At 45.9% G+C, this 17,550-nt stretch carries 15 protein-coding genes; 8 read left to right on the top strand and 7 right to left on the bottom strand.

Annotated elements, in window-relative coordinates; all coding sequences use genetic code 11:
- Positions 1–5: 5 nt before the first annotated feature.
- Both opuFB and VP98_RS14730 read right to left on the bottom strand, forming a co-directional pair.
- On the bottom strand, positions 6–1,523 hold the full coding sequence (opuFB, locus tag VP98_RS14735) for an osmoprotectant update ABC transporter permease/substrate-binding subunit OpuFB (protein WP_046176170.1): 1,518 nt from the start codon (positions 1,521–1,523) through the stop codon (positions 6–8).
- Positions 1,520–2,455, bottom strand: coding sequence for an ABC transporter ATP-binding protein (locus VP98_RS14730; RefSeq protein WP_046176169.1), 936 nt, complete (start codon positions 2,453–2,455; stop codon positions 1,520–1,522). The genes opuFB and VP98_RS14730 overlap by 4 nt, the downstream gene beginning before the upstream one ends.
- A gap of 279 nt (positions 2,456–2,734) precedes the next feature.
- On the opposite strand from VP98_RS14730, the gene VP98_RS14725 reads away from it, so the two are divergent.
- Positions 2,735–3,784 (top strand): tetraprenyl-beta-curcumene synthase family protein, encoded by a 1,050-nt coding sequence (locus VP98_RS14725; protein WP_046176168.1) that lies wholly within the window; start codon positions 2,735–2,737, stop codon positions 3,782–3,784.
- A gap of 161 nt (positions 3,785–3,945) precedes the next feature.
- Entirely contained in the window at positions 3,946–5,559 is a 1,614-nt protein-coding gene (locus tag VP98_RS14720) for a multicopper oxidase family protein (protein ID WP_231584191.1), read from the top strand.
- An 87-nt stretch (positions 5,560–5,646) separates the two neighbouring features.
- Here the strand turns inward: VP98_RS14720 and nagE are convergent, their stop codons facing one another.
- The gene (gene nagE / locus VP98_RS14715) at positions 5,647–7,095 is read right to left on the bottom strand and encodes an N-acetylglucosamine-specific PTS transporter subunit IIBC (RefSeq protein ID WP_046176166.1); all 1,449 of its coding nucleotides are present in this window, start codon (positions 7,093–7,095) and stop codon (positions 5,647–5,649) included.
- Positions 7,096–7,304: 209 nt separating this feature from the next.
- On the opposite strand from nagE, the gene nagA reads away from it, so the two are divergent.
- The 4 genes from nagA to VP98_RS14695 are packed head-to-tail and all read left to right on the top strand — an operon-like array spanning position 7,305 to position 10,687.
- Entirely contained in the window at positions 7,305–8,480 is a 1,176-nt protein-coding gene (gene nagA / locus VP98_RS14710) for an N-acetylglucosamine-6-phosphate deacetylase (protein WP_046176165.1), read from the top strand.
- The gene (gene nagB, locus VP98_RS14705) at positions 8,477–9,202 is read left to right on the top strand and encodes a glucosamine-6-phosphate deaminase (RefSeq protein ID WP_046176164.1); all 726 of its coding nucleotides are present in this window, start codon (positions 8,477–8,479) and stop codon (positions 9,200–9,202) included. Before nagA ends, nagB begins: the two co-directional genes overlap by 4 nt.
- A 15-nt stretch (positions 9,203–9,217) precedes the next feature.
- The gene (locus VP98_RS14700) at positions 9,218–9,940 is read left to right on the top strand and encodes a GntR family transcriptional regulator (RefSeq protein ID WP_046176163.1); all 723 of its coding nucleotides are present in this window, start codon (positions 9,218–9,220) and stop codon (positions 9,938–9,940) included.
- Between the two features lie 12 nt (positions 9,941–9,952).
- Complete coding sequence (locus tag VP98_RS14695; RefSeq protein WP_046176162.1) at positions 9,953–10,687, top strand: SIS domain-containing protein; 735 nt, start codon at positions 9,953–9,955, stop codon at positions 10,685–10,687.
- A gap of 30 nt (positions 10,688–10,717) precedes the next feature.
- On the opposite strand, the gene uvsE is transcribed toward VP98_RS14695, so the two are convergent.
- Together uvsE and VP98_RS14685 are read right to left on the bottom strand one after the other, a co-directional pair.
- Positions 10,718–11,596, bottom strand: coding sequence for a UV DNA damage repair endonuclease UvsE (uvsE, locus tag VP98_RS14690; protein WP_046176161.1), 879 nt, complete (start codon positions 11,594–11,596; stop codon positions 10,718–10,720).
- Positions 11,597–12,047: 451 nt separating this feature from the next.
- On the bottom strand, positions 12,048–12,671 hold the full coding sequence (locus VP98_RS14685; protein WP_046176208.1) for a hypothetical protein: 624 nt from the start codon (positions 12,669–12,671) through the stop codon (positions 12,048–12,050).
- Positions 12,672–12,935: 264 nt separating this feature from the next.
- On the opposite strand from VP98_RS14685, the gene VP98_RS14680 reads away from it, so the two are divergent.
- Positions 12,936–14,087, top strand: coding sequence for a tyrosine-type recombinase/integrase (locus VP98_RS14680; RefSeq protein ID WP_046176160.1), 1,152 nt, complete (start codon positions 12,936–12,938; stop codon positions 14,085–14,087).
- 506 nt (positions 14,088–14,593) lie between these two features.
- On the opposite strand, the gene VP98_RS14675 is transcribed toward VP98_RS14680, so the two are convergent.
- Positions 14,594–15,520 (bottom strand): MBL fold metallo-hydrolase, encoded by a 927-nt coding sequence (locus tag VP98_RS14675; RefSeq protein WP_046176159.1) that lies wholly within the window; start codon positions 15,518–15,520, stop codon positions 14,594–14,596.
- Between the two features lie 97 nt (positions 15,521–15,617).
- Positions 15,618–16,697: a branched-chain amino acid aminotransferase gene (locus VP98_RS14670; protein WP_046176158.1), complete on the bottom strand. Its 1,080-nt coding sequence runs from the start codon at positions 16,695–16,697 to the stop codon at positions 15,618–15,620.
- Between the two features lie 195 nt (positions 16,698–16,892).
- Between VP98_RS14670 and VP98_RS14665 the strand changes: the two genes are divergently transcribed.
- Positions 16,893–17,528 (top strand): NUDIX hydrolase, encoded by a 636-nt coding sequence (locus VP98_RS14665; protein WP_046176157.1) that lies wholly within the window; start codon positions 16,893–16,895, stop codon positions 17,526–17,528.
- The last annotated feature ends 22 nt before the right edge of the window (positions 17,529–17,550 follow it).

The following is a 17,550-nucleotide window of genomic DNA, read 5'->3' as shown; positions in this document are numbered from 1 at the left end:
TTTGCTTACTTTTTCAGAAGCCCTTTCTTTTGCAAAAACGCCCGGGCTGTTTCTTCGGCAGACTGATTGTTTACATTTACTTCGTAATTCATTTCCCTCATTTCCTCGTCTGTAATTATGCCGGCAAGTTTAGTCAATGATTCAACCAGCTCCGGGTGCTCATCTGCGGTTTCATTTGTTAAAAGCGGCGCTCCCTGATAGGGCGGAAACAAATTCCGGTCATCTTCGAGCACGGTTAACTCATATACCTGCAGCTCACTGTCGGTTGAATAAGCGTCCAGTAAATTAATTTCCCCGTTTTGCAATGCCTGATAGCGCAGCTTTGGTTCCATGGTCACAACAGAAGGGAAATCAATGCCATAAAGCCTTTGAATGCCGAGATAGCCATCTTCCCGGTCTGAAAATTCGAGGGTAAAGCCCGCTTTCACCTGGCTTTCAATTTTTTTAACATCTGTAATCGTTTCAATGCCGTACTGCTCGGCTAACGAAGATGGGATGGCCAGCGCATAGGTGTTGTTGTATTGCATCGGCTCAAGCAGCCTCATATCAAACTGTTCATTCATTCCGTCCCTTGCCTGTTCATACACCGCGTGCGAATCTGTGCTTTCAGCCGGCTCTTTTAAAAATTCGGACAGGGCGGTTCCTGTGAATTCAGGATAGAGGTCAATGCTTCCGGAATCAAGCGCATTAAAAACAAAAGAGGTTTTGCCAAGCCCGGGCTTTAATTCAACCGAAAGATCCGTATCCTGCTCAATCAGCAGCCTGTACATATTAATTAAAATTTCCGGCTCCGCGCCGAGCTTTGCTCCAATGACTATTTTATCCTCTTCCTTCTCTAACAGCGGGAGGGCAAGAACGAAAAGCGAAACGGCCAGCAGCACACCAAGCACAACGCCGGCTCTTCGAAAAGAAAGCTTTTCAAAGCGGCGCAGCAGCACATCAAATAAAAGGGCTAACAGCGCAGCCGGAATAGCCCCCAGAATAATTAATGCTGTATTGTTACGGTCGATCCCCAGCAAAATAATGTCCCCAAGACCGCCGGCACCGATTAAAGCAGCCAGTGTCGCTGTGCCGACAATCAGCACCATCGCCGTGCGGATACCGGCCATGATAACCGGCATGGCCAGCGGCAGTTCTACTTTTATAAGCCGCCGTTTCGAGTTCATTCCCATTCCCCGGGCCGCTTCAATTAAAGAAGGATCCACTTCTTTAATGCCTGTGTATGTATTGCGCAGTATCGGGAGAAGTGCATATACAACAAGAGCAATGATGGCCGGGATTCTCCCAATGCCAAACAGCGGAATAAGCAGGCCGAGCAGAGCCAGCGACGGAATCGTCTGCATAACAGCAGCAGCGCCAATGATGCTTTCTGCCGCTTTTTGGCTGCGTGTTAAATAAATGCCCAGGGGAATGGCGATAAGCACTGCGAAAAAAAGAGCAATAAACGAAATTTGGATATGTTCCAAAAGAGCCTCCAGCAGCTCTTCTTTCCGCTCGAAAAAAACAGATTTCAGCTCGTTCATGCCTGCACCCCCTCAGCCAGAAACTGAATGATCGTCCGGCGGGTAACCGCTCCAGTCGGCTGTCCGTTTTCATAAACCGTTAACACATCTGTATTGGCCAGAAGCTGAAGAGCTTTTGCGGCCGTTTCATGGCTTTCTATTCTCTGCCCTTCTACTGCATGAACCGGAAACGCTGCGGCCACTTCTTTTATTGGTGTGCGTTCTTTTTGTGAATGTATGCCGATAAAGTTACGGACAAACTCATTTGCCGGGCTGCTGATGATCTCGTCTGGGTTTCCAATTTGAACAACCTGCCCATTCTGCATCAAGCAGATGCGGTCTCCAAGCTTTACTGCTTCTTTCATGTCATGGGTGACAAACACAATGGTTTTTTGAATTTTCTGCTGCAATTCCAATATATCGTCCTGCAGCTTTTCCCGGCTGATTGGATCAAGGGCGCTGAATGGCTCATCCATTAAAATAATATCCGGGTCCGCTGCAAGCGCACGAATCACGCCAATTCGCTGCTGCTGGCCGCCGGAGAGCTCTGCTGGCTTCCGATTTCGATAAATGGCGGGGTCAAGACCGGTCATCTCAAGCAGCTCATCGACACGGCGATTAACTTTGGACCGGTCCCATTTTTTCATTTCCGGCACAACAGCGATATTTTCAGCAATGGTCATATGCGGAAACAAAGCGATTTGCTGAAGCACGTACCCGATATTCCAGCGCAGCTCGTGAATATCAAACTCGTTAATATTTTTGCCGTTAATCCGCAGTGTTCCACCCGAAACGGGAATCAGGCGGTTAATCATTTTCAGCATGGTCGTTTTTCCGCAGCCGCTGGGTCCGATTAATACGAAAAACTCTCCTTTTTCAATGGTTACGTCCAGCTTTTGAACGGCCTGCGTGCCGTCCCGGTATCTTTTTTCCACCTGGTCAAATTCAATCATCCATATCACCCTCCATTTCTCTCCACTATTACCCTTTTACCGCTTTTCATATGCGTTTTTCTTCTCTCAACTATCGCCGGTGCAAAAAGCAAAGGGCAAACGGCTGCTCCGTTGTTTTGTAAAAAATCGTATAAAGAAAACGCTAAATGGCCATCTTATCAAGAAGGACAGGCAGTTTCTGATTTTATTGCAGCGTGGTCATAACTTGTAAGCTTTCTTTATTTAAAAGCACGCCAGCAATTCGAATATGTTGATTCTGTTACTGAGGAGGGCATACAGGTGAAAATACCGGAGAAACCATGGACCCTTTTGTTTAAAATACAGCAGGACGTCCTTCCGGCAAGCCGCCGCTGTTTAAGTGAATGGAAGGAAAAAGCAGATAAAATCCCTGATGGCGAATTGAGGAAGCAGGCGCTTGCCAGCATTCAAGAAAAAGCGTTTCACTGTGAAGGGGGCGCTGTGTATGGATTGCTCGCAGGCCGAAACTTGAAAAATATTATTCGTTTTATTGTCGCGTATCAAACGCTCAGTGATTATTTGGATAATCTTTGTGACAGAAGTATATCACTGGAAGAAAAAGATTTCAGGCTTCTTCATCAGTCTATGCTTCATGCCCTGACTCCCGGAGCAAAGCCGGTCAATTATTACCGGCACCGGCAGAACCAGGACGATGGCGGATACCTGGCTTCTCTCGTATCAGCCTGCCAGGATGTGTTAGATGAGCTGCCCGGTTTTCAAAGCGCCCAGGCTTTTATGCTTGAGCTCGCAGGGTATTATTGTGATCTGCAGGTCTTTAAACATGTCGAAACAAGCAGACGGACTATTCTGCTCGAAAATTGGTTTTCCCATCACAGGCATAATGTCCCTCCGATGGCCTGGTATGAATTTTCTGCCTGTGCCGGGTCCACCCTGGGAATTTTCTGCCTGGCCGCCTATGCTTCCGGCCCTTTAAAAACCGAAGAAGCGGCCGCTGTTAAAAACGGCTACTTCCCCTGGGTTCAGGGGCTTCATATTATGCTTGATTATTTTATTGACCAGGAAGAAGACCGAAAAGAAAATGATTTAAACTTTGTTTTTTACTATAAAGATGAAAAAGAAATGATAAAAAGAATCCGGCATTTTAAAGAAAAAGCCGGAGTAAGTATCCGCCATCTGCCGAATCCCAAATTCCACCGGCTCATCAACAAAGGTCTTATCGCCATTTATCTGGCTGACAGAAAAGTTCAGGAGGATAAGCATTTAAAAAGAATGGCCAAACAATTTATTCGTCTCGGCGGCCTGCCTACCCTGTTTTTTTATTTAAACAGGCGGGTGTACCGGCAGGCATAAACGAAAAAGAAGAAAGCGGCTTGAACTCTTCCAGGCCGCTTTTCGCTTTTCTTTTTAAGGCCCCCCCTCCAGCTTTCATATAAAAGTGCTATAGCAGAAGCCCGCCGCATATGGATAATTTGGGCATAAACAGCCTGAAATTATCAGGAAGGTGTGGTCTTTTGAGTCAAAATGTAAATCCCTCGAATCCAGCTACGATTCCAAAATTCGCGGATGAATTGAGAAAGCCGCCTGTACTCCAGCCTTTCGAGGACGACCGTTATCCGAAAGGTTCCTTCTACAAAATTGCCATGAAAGAATCACGCCACCGTTTCCACAAAGATTTTCCGAGAACACGGATTTGGGGATATAACGGAATCAGCCCAGGGCCTACCATTGAAGCAGAGAAAAACAAAACAATGTATATAAAGTATGAAAACAAGCTGCCCGAAACCCATTTTCTCCCTGTTGATTATACGCTGCACAGCGCTTCCGATTCGCCTGAAGTCCGGTCGGTTGTTCATCTTCATGGAGCCAATGTAGATTGGAAGAGTGACGGTCATCCCGAAGCCTGGTATACGCAAAATTACGAAAAGACCGGCCCGCTGTTCCGCCGGAAAGTGCATGCCTATACAAACCACCAGCCGGGAACAACGCTCTGGTATCACGACCACTCAATGGGGTTAACGAGATTGAATGTATATGCAGGACTCGCAGGCTTTTATCTGCTTCGTGATTCGCTCGAGGAAAGGCTTCAGCTGCCAAAAGGGCGATACGAAATTCCGTTAATGATTCAGGACAGATCTTTTAATGAAGATGGTTCTCTTTTTTATCCAGATGCCCCGCCTTTTCCCGTGCCCGTCCACCCATCTATTACGCCGGGGGTTCTAGGAAATACCATTGTGGTAAATGGGAAAGTATGGCCGCACCTTAAAGTGGAACCGCGCAAATACCGGTTCCGGATTTTAAATGCTTCAAACCGTAGAGGTTATGTAATAAGCCTGTCAGACGAAAAGACTTTTTATCAAATCGGCACGGACGGGGGCTTTCTCAACACGCCGGCCGAGCTGTCGTCGGTTGAATTGCTTCCTTCTGAACGTACCGATGTAATCATTGATTTTACAGGAATGGAAGGGAAAGAAATCACCCTGCAAAACAGTGATACGGAATTTCTGGATGAGCACACAAGTGTCATCATGCAGTTCCGGGTCGATCTTCCATTGCTAGGCACGGACACCAGTGCAATCCCGGATGAGCTCGCTCCGGCAATGGAGCTGCATGAGCATCATGCACATATTTCCAGAGACCTGCCTTTGACCGTTTCCACGGACGAATACGGACGGCCGATGCTGATGCTGAATGACCGGATGTATCATGATCCCGCAACAGAAAAGCCGTCATTTGACAGTATTGAGATCTGGAACTTAATTAATGTTACACAGATTCCGCATCCCATTCATGTTCACCTTGTGCAGTTTAAGATTATAGAGCGCCGTCCGTTTAATGCAGAACGCTATGAAAATGAAGGTGTACTTGAATTTACGGGGCCGGCAGAGGAGCCACGGGATTACGAACGGGGCTGGAAAGATACAGTAAAAGCCGACGTAGGAATGGTAACCAAAATCATCATGCATTTTAAAGAGCATACAGGCAATTACATCTGGCACTGCCATTTTCTTGAACACGAAGACCATGACATGATGAGGCCGATTCGGATTATAAAAGATGCACATCCTGTCCAGCTTCCCCATGCAGATGAGGAAGACCATTCCTCCGATGACACAACTGATGAGTAATTAGTAATTACAAAGGCACTGTTCATCTCAATGAACGGTGCCCTTCTTATAATGATAAAATTGGATGCGTCGGATGCCGGCTTCTTGTTACGCGTGTTTTTTTCGGAGGCGGGCAATTTCATCGGCTACAAACTGTACATTTGTGCCGACAATCACCTGGATGCTGTGGGGGCCGACAATGTGAATGCCCGGCACGCCGGTTGATTTGATTTTTTCCTGATCCACACTTTCCATATCTCTTACCTCCACGCGCAGCCGGGTCACACAGTTATCTACAGAAATAACATTGGCACCGCCCCCGAGTCCGTCATAAATAACGGCGGCTGTGTGTTCAAAGCGGCTTCCTGAATTAAGAGAAGGCCCGTCTGCTTGAAGCTGCTCTTCCTCTCTGCCAGGCGTTTTCAAGTTGAACTTCACAATCAGGGTCCGGAACAGCACGTAATAAATAACAGCAACAATTAATCCTTGAAGAAGAAGCATATACGGCATATTCGCAAGCGGAAGCCGTGAACTCAGCACGAAATCAACAAAGCCGGCGCTGAAGCCAAAGCCCGCTGTCCAGTGAAAGAAAGCGGCCGCAGCGAGCGAAAGGCCCGTTAATGCAGCATGCACTACATAAAGCGCAGGAGCTAAAAACATAAAGGAAAATTCCAAAGGTTCTGTAACGCCTGTGAAAAAGGAAGCAAATCCGGCGGCCAGCAAAAGAGAAGCGGCCTGCTTTTTCCGTTTTGTTTTTGCTGTATGATACATCGCAAGAGCGGCTGCCGGCAGGCCAAACATCATAACGGGGAAAAAGCCTGCCTGATACATGCCGGTTACGCCTTTTTCTCCCGTCCCGGCCCAGAAATTGCCGATGTCGTTAATGCCCGCCACATCAAACCAGAACACGGAATTGAGGGCATGATGCAGGCCGGTCGGAATAAGCAGCCGGTTGAAAAAGCCGTACAGACCCGCTCCGATAAAATCAAGCTTGCTTATAGCTGTACCAAATGACACAAGTCCGCTAAAAATGACCGGCCAGATGAAAAACAAAATACCCGAGATTGCCAGCATGGATACTGCCGTCATAATAGGTACAAGCCGCTTACCGCTGAAAAAAGCAAGGGCATCAGGCAGCTGCACATGGCTGAACCGGTTATACATAATAGCAGCAATTAAACCGGATAAAATACCAATAAATTGATTGTTAATTTTCTCAAAGGCTGCATTCACGTTTTCAGGCTCCGTTCCCTGCAGCATGGCAACAGAATCGGTGGATAAAATCGTCGTTACGACAAGAAAAGCAACAAGCCCGCTTAATGCTGCAGATCCATCCCTGTCCTTTGACATGCCAAGCGCGACACCAACAGCAAACAGGAAGGCCATATTGTCAATGATGGAGGAGCCCGCTTTAATTAAAAAAGCAGCCAGTGCGTTATCCGCTCCCCAGCCTGACGGATCGATCCAGTAACCAATTCCCATCAAAATCGCGGCTGCCGGCAGCACCGCTACTGGAAGCATAAGCGACCGGCCAATGTTCTGCAGATATTTCATCATCCCTGCCATTCCCCCTTAAAATAAATTGCAGACAAAAAAAGAAAACGCTTTTATTAACAAACCTTACCACGAAATAAATATAGTTGTCTATACCAATTTACGAGTAAATCAAGTTGTTTTCTATTGAATTTCACGATATTGGTATAGACAACCAGCTGATACTTCGTTAAACTGAAGCTAATGAAAAAGAAAAGTCGGGGTGTCACAGTATGAATGATTATATTATTCAAGGCGGATCGGTTTATACAGAAGAAGAGGTATTTACTCCCGGCTTTATCCGGGTAACCGGCGGAAAAATCGCCTCGTTTGGCCCGATTGAACAAGTGCCGGTGCATAAATCAACGGGGCACATAACGATCCCTCCTGACTCCATGGTCGTTCCGGGTGCAATTGATATCCATATTCATGGCGCTGCAGGTGCAGATGTTATGGATGCTTCCCGGGAATCCCTGGACCAGATAGCGGGCTATCTCCCCTCTGAAGGCACCACTGCTTTCTTGGCCACCACAATGACACAGAAAAAAGAAGCAATTGAAAAAGCACTCGGCTGCCTTGCCTCCTATAGCCAGCAGCCCGGTGCAGCAGAAATGGCCGGCATTCATTTAGAAGGCCCGTTCATCTCCCCCAGACACCCCGGCGCCCAGCCGCTTGCCGCTGTTTTACAGCCGGACGTGCCGCTTTTTAAAAAGTGGAATGCCCTTTCAGGCAGAAAAATCCGCCTTGTGACGCTGGCACCTGAAGAGCCAAACGGACTTGAGCTTGTAGCATTTTTAGCAAAAGCCGGTATTACCGCTTCAGCCGGCCATACCGATTCGACCTTTGAGCAGCTTGAGCGAGCGGCCGAAATGGGATTGACTCATATCACTCACCTGTACAACGGAATGCGCGGCATGCATCACCGGGAGCCCGGCACGGCCGGCGGCGCCCTTCTTCAAAACAGGCTTTATACAGAAATGATTGTCGACGGCATTCATATCCACCCGCAGATGGTCCGGCTTGCGTTTTTTTATAAAACAGCGGACCGTGCCATATTAATTACCGATTCCATGCGCGCCAAAGGCCTTCCGGACGGAGAATATGAATTAGGAGGACAGCCGGTCAGCGTAACAGGCGGCAGGGCGGTTCTGCATGACGGAACACTTGCCGGAAGCACTTTATCCATGCAAAAAGCTATTCAAAATATGCGGGAATACACTAACTGCACGGTCCGCGATATTATCCGGATGACCGCGGAAAACCCGGCCAGGCAAGCAGGCTTATTCGACCGAAAAGGCAGTATTGCGGTCGGGAAGGATGCAGATCTTGTGATTTACGATGCCCGGTTCCGCGTCCAAAAAACAATCTGCCGCGGAGCTGCAGCTTATAATAAGGAGGAAAAAGGATGAACATAATCCGGGTGCCCGGCTATGAACAAATGAGCAGAAAAGCCGCCGAATGTATACTGTCTGTATTGAACCAGGCTGGCAGCCCGGTCCTGGGCCTGGCGACAGGCTCTACTCCAAAAGGGTTATATGCCGAATTAATTTTGGATCATCAAAAAAACGGCACTTCCTACAAGCAGGTGACGACGATTAATCTGGATGAATATATCGGGCTGCCCGTTTCCGATCCAAACAGCTATCATTCGTTTATGGAACAGCATCTTTTTTGCCACCTTGACGTCCTGCCGTCCAATACCCACCTTCCTAATGGAGAAACGGCAGATGTAAAAAAAGAATGCGATCGTTATGAAGCGTTGATTGATCAGCATCCGATAGACATTCAGGTGCTCGGCATCGGACAAAACGGGCATATCGGCTTTAACGAACCCGGCACACCGTTTGGCCGGACGACTCATATTACGGCACTCACTTCTTCTACCCGGCAGGCAAATGCCCGGTTTTTCCCTTCAATTGAAGATGTGCCGAAGCAGGCTATCACAATGGGAATTGCGTCGATTATGAAAAGCCGGAATATTTTGCTGCTTGCATCCGGCTTTAAAAAAGCCGAAGCCATCAAGCGGTTATTTTCAGGTGAAATATCAGAAGCATTTCCTGCTTCTGTGCTCCATCATCATCCACATGTTACAATACTAGCAGACGACGAAGCACTTTCGTCTGCTACGTGAAAGGATAGAAATCGTATGATTGATAAACAGTCCCCTCTGCCAATTTATTTTCAGCTGGAGCATTTTCTCCGGGGGCAGATTGAAAACGGCGAATTGGCGCCGGGTGACCCGCTCCCGTCTGAGCGGGAATATGCTGAACAGCTTACTATCAGCCGGATGACAGTCCGGCAGGCCATTACGAACCTTGTAAATGCCGGCCTTTTAGTCCGGCAAAAAGGACGCGGAACCTTTGTGGCAGAACAAAAACTAGAACAGAAGCTTTCCGGGTTAACGAGTTTCACAGAAGACATGAAAGCGCGCGGGATGACGCCCCGGAGTACCCTGCTTTCCTTCGAAATTATTCCCGCGGATAAGAAAATAGCGGAGCGGCTTGCCTTAAAAAAACATACACCGGTTTACGAAATGAAGCGGATTCGCCTGGCTGACGAGGTGCCAATGGCTTTAGAAACCGTTTACATTTCAGCTAACTTAGTAAAAGGGCTGACAGAAAAAGTGGTCGCCTCCTCTCTTTACCGTTATATCGAGGAGGAACTCGGCCTTGCGATCGGACATGCTGTTCAGTCGATGGAAGCAGCTGTTGCAAACGAAACGGAACGGACGCATCTCCTCGTTTCAAAAGGCGCGCCTGTTTTACTGATTGAGCGGAATACCTTTTTAAAAGACGGCAAACCGCTTGAGTACGTAAAGTCATCCTACCGGGCCGACCGCTACAAATTTACGATCGATATTAACCGGTAAGGAAGTGATCCTATGTATTTACAATATGTTCGCCAGGCAGCTGATATGCTGGTTGAAACAGCTCAAAAGCAGACAAAGAAGGCAGACATAGCAGCGGAATGGATATCAGGCTGTGTTCAAAAAGGCGGCATTATTCATGTGTTTGGCTGCGGGCATTCGCATATGCTGGCAGAGGAGCTTTTTTACCGGGCAGGAGGGCTCGCCTGCATCCGTCCCATCCTGGTTGAAGAGCTGATGCTGCACAAAGGCGCAGTCCGTTCTTCCATGCTCGAACGCCAAAACGGAAGACTGGCCCCCTATATAGAAGAACTCGATATTCGTCCCGAAGATGTATTAATTGTCGTCTCGACTTCGGGCATTAATCCTGTTCCGGTTGATGTGGCGCTTCACGGACAAAAAGCGGGCGCCAAAACCATTGCCATTACCTCGGAAGCGTACGCAAAAAACGCCCGCTCCAGACACACGAAAAAAATAAAACTGCATGAGGCTGCCGGTCTGGTGATTGACAACGGCGCTCCTTACGGAGATGCCCTGTTCACGCCCGAACAGTGTCCTGCCCCTTTTTCACCGGTTTCCACTGTCATGGGCGCCGCACTCTTAAACGGCATTATGGCATCAGCCATTGAAAAAATGATGAAGTCCGGCTTTACACCGCCGGTTTTTTTAAGCGGCAACCGGCCGGATGCTGATGAATACAATCAGTCGCTGATCCGGCAATACCAGAAGCGGATTCCTTTGCTGAGCTGAAAAATGCACTTTCGGAAGAAAGTGCATTTTTCAAAGCATCTCCCTTACTCTCAGCACCGCCTGCTCCTTCATTTTCGCCTCGACCATTACATCTACCGAATAATCCGGAAGATGCTCCATAAAGTAGTCCCAGTCTTCTTGTAAAATATAAGAATGGTGCGCCCGGTCTGTTTTTCCATTCCGTCCCGAGCTGATGTGCATTTTAGGCGGAATGCCGGCGCCCTCCCACGTCGCGATCACCCTCCGCATAAGCTCATCGACATTTGTGCTGTTTTCTTCATGCTTACAGGTATGGTGATGAATATCAAAACAGGCGGACGCTCCTGTTTTTCCGCATATGTCCAGAACATCTTCAGCGGTAAAAATTTTATCATCATTTTCAATCCGCATTACGCTTTTAATGGAGTCCGGCAGCTCGTGAAACGCGGAAACAAACCGCTTCTTCGCCGCTTCTTTATCGCCGTAGGCACCGCCTACATGCAGGATCATATCCGTCCCTCCGGTAAGAGCCAGCAATTGCCGGTGATGCTCCAGGTCGATAATTGACTTCTGCACTATTTCTTCATTGGGCGAGTTAATCAGTGTGTACTGGCCTGGATGGACCGAAAGGCGCAGCGAATAAAAATCAACGAGTTCTTTGATTTGATCGGTAATGCGAAGAACATCCTCGTCTTTTTCCCACGCCCAGGTCATTACCGGATGTGTGGCAAGCGGTACAAGATTGCTGCTCATCCGGTAAAAATAAATATCATGCTCAATATTCCATTTTATTATCTCAAGCGTTTCATTAAAATTATGAAGGGCAAGCTCTTTTATTTTTGCCATCCCTTCTGTCTCGGCTGTTTTCAGCCGGCATGTTTTAAATTTTGAAGGCATCGTCATGTTGATGCAGGCATATCCGATTTTCATGCGGCAGTCTCCTTTCCTTTTCCGCTCTTCTTTATCTGTTCCCTATACGGAAAAGAATGAACCGCTTTAATTAAAGCGAGAAGGAACGTTTTCTCAAACGCGGACCGGCATAAGAAAACGACTGCCGAATGAACAGCAGCCGCTTTATGTATATGTTAGCCAACCAGCCATGCGGCAATCAGCGCGGCCGATAAACAACCGCCGCATAAGCCGTGCTCACGGATTTCATCGAACTTATCATTTCTGATCCCTGAACTTTTCCATTTATAAGAAGTTTAATTCCTGACCTTTGAGGCTTGAACGTTCAACTTTGAGCTTTCAGCCTGATTACGCTCGCTCGCGTTTCTATTCACTATCCCTCAAATGGATTGATTAAAAATGGCGGCTGTATGGTCAAAGCCGCCGGCACCTGTTCAGTTTTGCTGATTTTCGATTGACTAACAGCTTAATCTTATTCCGGCACTTCGATTTCTGTCAAGGTATTGGAAGTGGAAAGAACAAAATCGACTTCTGATAGAAATTCGTCAATTTCCTGCTCCAGCTTTTCGTATTCTCCGCGAATCTTAAGCGGATCGACCATTTTTGCTTCATTGTCATTACGGTAGCTTTTCACAAGCTCATTGTTTTCATCTACTTTTGTTTTCGCTTCGCGGCCGTAGAGAGCATCCAGCTTCCTGTCCAGCTCTTCTTTTACAGCTTCGTTAATACGCTGGATTTCATCTGTAACCGCCGTGTATTCGCTTTTCATTTTCCTCATCAGCTGCATTTCGTACTGAATCGATGTTTTGCGTTCAATCGCTTCTGCCACTGTATACTCTTTATCCGCAATACTCACTTTCGTCGCTGCGTTGGAAAGAACAATTGCGGATTTAATATCATTGCGCCGCTGGATCAAATCTGTAACAGACTGATAGGCGGATGTTACTTTTTCCTCGTATTCTTTTGTAGACGCATAACCGCTAACCGGCTTACTGCCGACAGCAAAGGTAACAAATTTTGCGGAACTCATAACAGAATTGATCCGCTTGTCCAGCAGCTTCAATTCTGCCAGAGCGCGGGTAACAGACATTTTCATATAAACAGCCTCCATCCTTTCACTTTCTCCTATAAAAAAACAGGCAGGGATTAGGAGCTTCCTTTCCGGCTGCCTCCTTAAAAAGAGAATGCCGCTGCCAAATACATGTAATAATAGTTTATATGAATGATATTTTTTAGTCCAGAGAACTTAATCACTGGTACGCCTGCACTGAATTGCTTGAAATTCTTTTGACAGAACCCTAAAAAGTGTTGTAGGGTTTCTATAAGAATAAGCACAAACGGAGTGAAAGGAGATATCCTTATGTCGAGTTACATTGTTTTGAATAAAAAAAAACCCGGCGACAAAACCGAGCTTCCCCGTATAAAGATTACTGTTGAGTTAGGCTATGATGAGCGCGGCAAACGGATCCGGCGCAAAAAAACGGTTTCTCTCAAAACGCTCTCCTCTCGCGCCATTAAAAAGGCAATCACCGAGTTTGAAATTGAAGCAGCCACCAGCGGCCCGATTGATACGAATAATCTTACATACAGGGAAGCTGCTGCCTTATGGCTTAAAAATCATGTCTCACATCTTTCCTTCCAATCACAAAAAGCGTATGAGCAAAATATCCAGGCAGCATTAGATTTTTTCGGAGAAATGAAGCTAAAAGACTTAAAGAAATTCCATATGGTCGAATTTAACAACCATTTAATCGAAGAAGATGTGAAATCGGCGGATTATAAGCTGCGGGTAAACCGGCTGATGCTGCAAAAAATGGTTGAGTGGGATCTGATGCCGGAGAATGTGGCAAAGACGGTTAAAAGAACAAAACAACAAAGAAAAGAAATGCTGTTTTACGATATAAATGAAGTAAAGCAACTATTTGAGGTTTTGGAGAAGGCCATGCCAAAGCATCGAATGGTTATCAAAATGGCTGTTCTTTCCGGTATGCGCCTCGGGGAAATTCTGGGCTTGACGATAGAGAATGTAAATTTTGCGGACAATACTATTACAGTGAAGCACACGCTGGTTCACGACACGAAAAAAGATACGTATTATCTGGGCGATCCGAAAAACAAGAAAACACGCATTATCCCTATGCCGGATAATTATATGAAAGAATTACGCAAGTATATTACTGAAGGAAAGAAAACTCGAATGGCTTACGGTTCCAAATGGAAAGGCATTGAAGGAATGGATTTGATCTTTTGCCGTCCGGACGGCTACCCGCATCTTCCGCAGACTTTTTTAAAATACTTTATCGAGTTTACGGAGAAACATGGCTTAAAGCGAATTCGGTTCCATGACCTGCGCCATACTCACGCTTCCCTTTTATTATCGAACGGCGTGAATATCAAAGTGATTCAAGAACGACTGGGTCACAGCACGATTACACTGACCATGGATACGTATTCGCACTTAACCAGAGAAAACGAGCGGGAAGCTGTTGCGAAATTAACAAGCATCTTTTAAATTATTATTATTCGGTCCCCTTTTAGTCACCTGAATTACAAATCAGCACTAAAAACTGCTGTGAACCCTTAATATATAAGGGTTTTTATTTTTATGTATAGATAAGTATAAATTATCTTTACTTTACATAATATTTTTATGGTAAATAAAAAAGAAAGAGAAATGCGCCGGCGGTTTTAACATCTTAAAATGTTTTTTTGCAGTCGGCGTTTTAAAAGAAAACCGCCCTTTTCGCTTCATGCGATCAAAACCTATCGAAGCATGCGAAGACACCGCTGCCTTACCTCACCAATCATAATTTAACTTTTTTCGTGTTGCCAGCTTTTCCGAAGTCCCTTACCTCCGAAAATAAAGGTTCACCCACCTTTATTCAAAACGAATTCAGGAAGAACGGCTACATAACCACTTAAGAATGTTAAATTTTAGGATGCTTCAGATTCGTTCTCTCGCGCATCGAGAAATTAATTTTCGGATAACCGTCCACCTCAACGCAAAAAAAGCAGCACTCATTTCGAGTGCTGTTTTTCCTTATAATGGATCATCCCCTGCGCACTGACCTGTAAATCTATTTTCAACAATTGATAAACAGGATGGCTGGCTGGTACTCCTTTTTCACTTAAATAATGATTTACTTTTTTCATGAGGTTTTTTTCCAGCCCTTCTGCCGTTTCCGCTTTTTGCAACTCTTCCATATACACATCAAGCCAGCGCAAAACCAAATCAACAGCCTGCTTCGGGTGCCCGGTCATTCCATAGTGGCCGAAGTAAATCCGCTCCGGCTCAAAAGCCATGATTTTTTCGATTGACCGCTTCATCGCTTCCGGATCAAACTGATTTGGGGAAGTGGTCGGCATATAAAGGGGAATTCCTTCATCCGTCAGATGCGCATATTGAATTCCCGCTGTATCGCCTGTAAAAATGCCGTTCGATTTTTGATCATAAATCGTAAAATGATGATTGGCATGGCCCGGCGTATGAATAAATGTCAGTTCCCGTTCCCCAAGATTGATTTTTCCTCCGTCTTCCATTTCCATAATCCGCTCCTCTGGAACTGGCACAATCGGATCAAACAAATGGCCAAACTGTTCCCCGTATACCATTTTCGCACTGGCAATCAGTTTATCCGGCGCCGCCAGATGCCGGGCTCCTTTTGGATGGACGATCAGCTTTGCATTCGGGCATGACCGCAAAAACAAACCGGCGCCGCCAGAATGGTCAAGATGAATGTGAGTAACAATAATATAGTCAATTTCTTCAGGCTGTATGCACAGTTCTTGCAGTCCTTTAAGCAGGTACGGAACAGAAGGGCTGGCGCTTGTTTCAATAATGGCTTTTTTCGCTTCCTGAAAAACATAGGAGCCCGTTCTTCTTTCAAATCCAGAATCATGTAAATCAAGCAAAAAAAGATTACTGCCAATAGAAACCGCTGTCATTTTTCCACCTCTTTAAATGAATAAATAAGAAAGAACGGCCCATACGTGTATATGGACCGTTATGCGCCTGAAGGAGAGCGCTATTGTAAAATAAATTTTATTTTGAAACCGGCACTTCTGTAATCCAGCCAAACTCGTCTTTCAGCGCACCTTTTTGGATACCGGTGATTGTATCATAAATACGCTTGGACAGTTCACCCGTTTCGCCTCCATTGAGCACCATTTTTTCTTCTTCCCACAAGAATTCTCCGATCGGGGAAATGATAGCCGCTGTCCCGGTGCCAAAAGCTTCTTCTAGTTTCCCATTCCGGTATGCTTCCGCTACTTCTTCCATTGAAATGCGGCGTTCAGATACAGGAACGTTCCAGTGCTTCAAAAGCTGAATTACTGAATCGCGTGTAACGCCATGCAAAATACTGCCGTTCAGTGCCGGAGTAACAACCTCGCCGTCAATTTTAAAAAATACATTCATGCTGCCGACTTCTTCAATGTATTTTTTCTCCAGGCCATCCAGCCAGAGCACCTGTGAATAGTTTTTGCCGGCTGCTGCTTCCTGCGCTTTTAAGCTTGACGCATAGTTGCCGCCTGTTTTCGCTTCGCCAGTGCCGCCTTTTACAGCGCGGACAAAGTCATTCTCTACTAAAATTTTAACCGGTGCAATACCTTCCTTATAGTACGAGCCGACCGGTGACATAATAATCATCAATGTATAATTTTTAGCCGGGGCAACACCTAAAAACGGTTCTGTCGCGATGATAAACGGCCGGACGTATAAAGATGTTCCTTCCGCTGTCGGAATCCACTCCCGGTCAACGGCAATAAGCTGTTTTAACCCTTCAATAACAAACTCACCGTCAATTTGCGGGATGCAAAGGCGCTCATTGGAGCGATTTAAACGCTCCATGTTTTTTTCAGGACGGAATAAAAATACTTTTCCCTCTTCCGTTAAATAAGCTTTCATTCCTTCGAATACCGTCTGCCCGTAATGGAACACCATAGCCGACGGATCAAGGGCAATCGGCTGATACGGAACGATGCGTGCATCATGCCATCCTTTGCCTTCCGTATAATCCATCATAAACATATGATCGGTAAAAACACGGCCAAACCCGAGATTTGCCTGGTCGGGTTTTTCTCTTTTTTTGTCAGCTAATTGTACGGTTAATTCTTGTGTCATCTTTAGGACTCCTCATGTGTAAAAATTCGTCAGCATGCTGCTGAGGTATGTACTTCTTCTATCATACAATTTTTTTGAATATTTTCACACTAAAAAATCAAATTTTTTCATTATCTCCATCTTTCTATTATAATGAAAGAATCAAGAACCTTTTCAAAAAACAAAAGATGAATGAGTAAAAATGGAGCTGGTCTGATGAACATCAAGGAATTAAAAGAGCGGCTTGCCAGCCGTACACCCGAGATTCTCGGCAGTGAAGCCTTCGCCAAGTTTTCATTGCTGCTGCCGCTTGTTCAAAAAGAAGATGGCCTTCATGTCCTGTTTGAAGTACGGGCTTTATCAATGCGGCGCCAGCCGGGAGAAATCTGCTTTCCCGGAGGCAAAATTGACGAAAGTGATCACTCTCCGGAAAACGCAGCCGTTCGGGAAACCCAGGAGGAACTGGGTGTTCCGATTGAGAACATTGAGATTTTGTTTCCGCTCGATTTTATGCTGTCTCCATTTGGTATGATTATTTACAGCTATGCCGGTCTGCTTGATTTGACTGATCTTCGCTTAAATGAAGCAGAAGTCGGTGAAGTATTTACGGTTCCGCTTGATTTCCTGCTTCAAACAAAACCCGATCTTCATTACATTCAGCTTCGGCCGGAACCGGAAGAGAATTTCCCTTATCATTTGATTACTCATGGAAAAGAGTACAACTGGCAGGCTAAAAAGATGGAAGAGTATTTTTATGTTTATGAGAATCGGATTATTTGGGGATTAACGGCAAAAGTATTAAAACACTTTCTTGATATTCTTCGTTCTGCTCCTCAAGTGCTTGACAAATAGTCAGAATATACGATAATAAAAA

The organism is Domibacillus indicus (genome assembly GCF_000970685.1).
In the GTDB taxonomy this organism is placed as follows: Bacteria; Bacillota; Bacilli; order Bacillales; family Domibacillaceae; genus Domibacillus; species Domibacillus indicus.
Note: the sequence above shows the minus strand (reverse complement) of the source record. Positions and strands in the feature narration are given on the sequence as shown.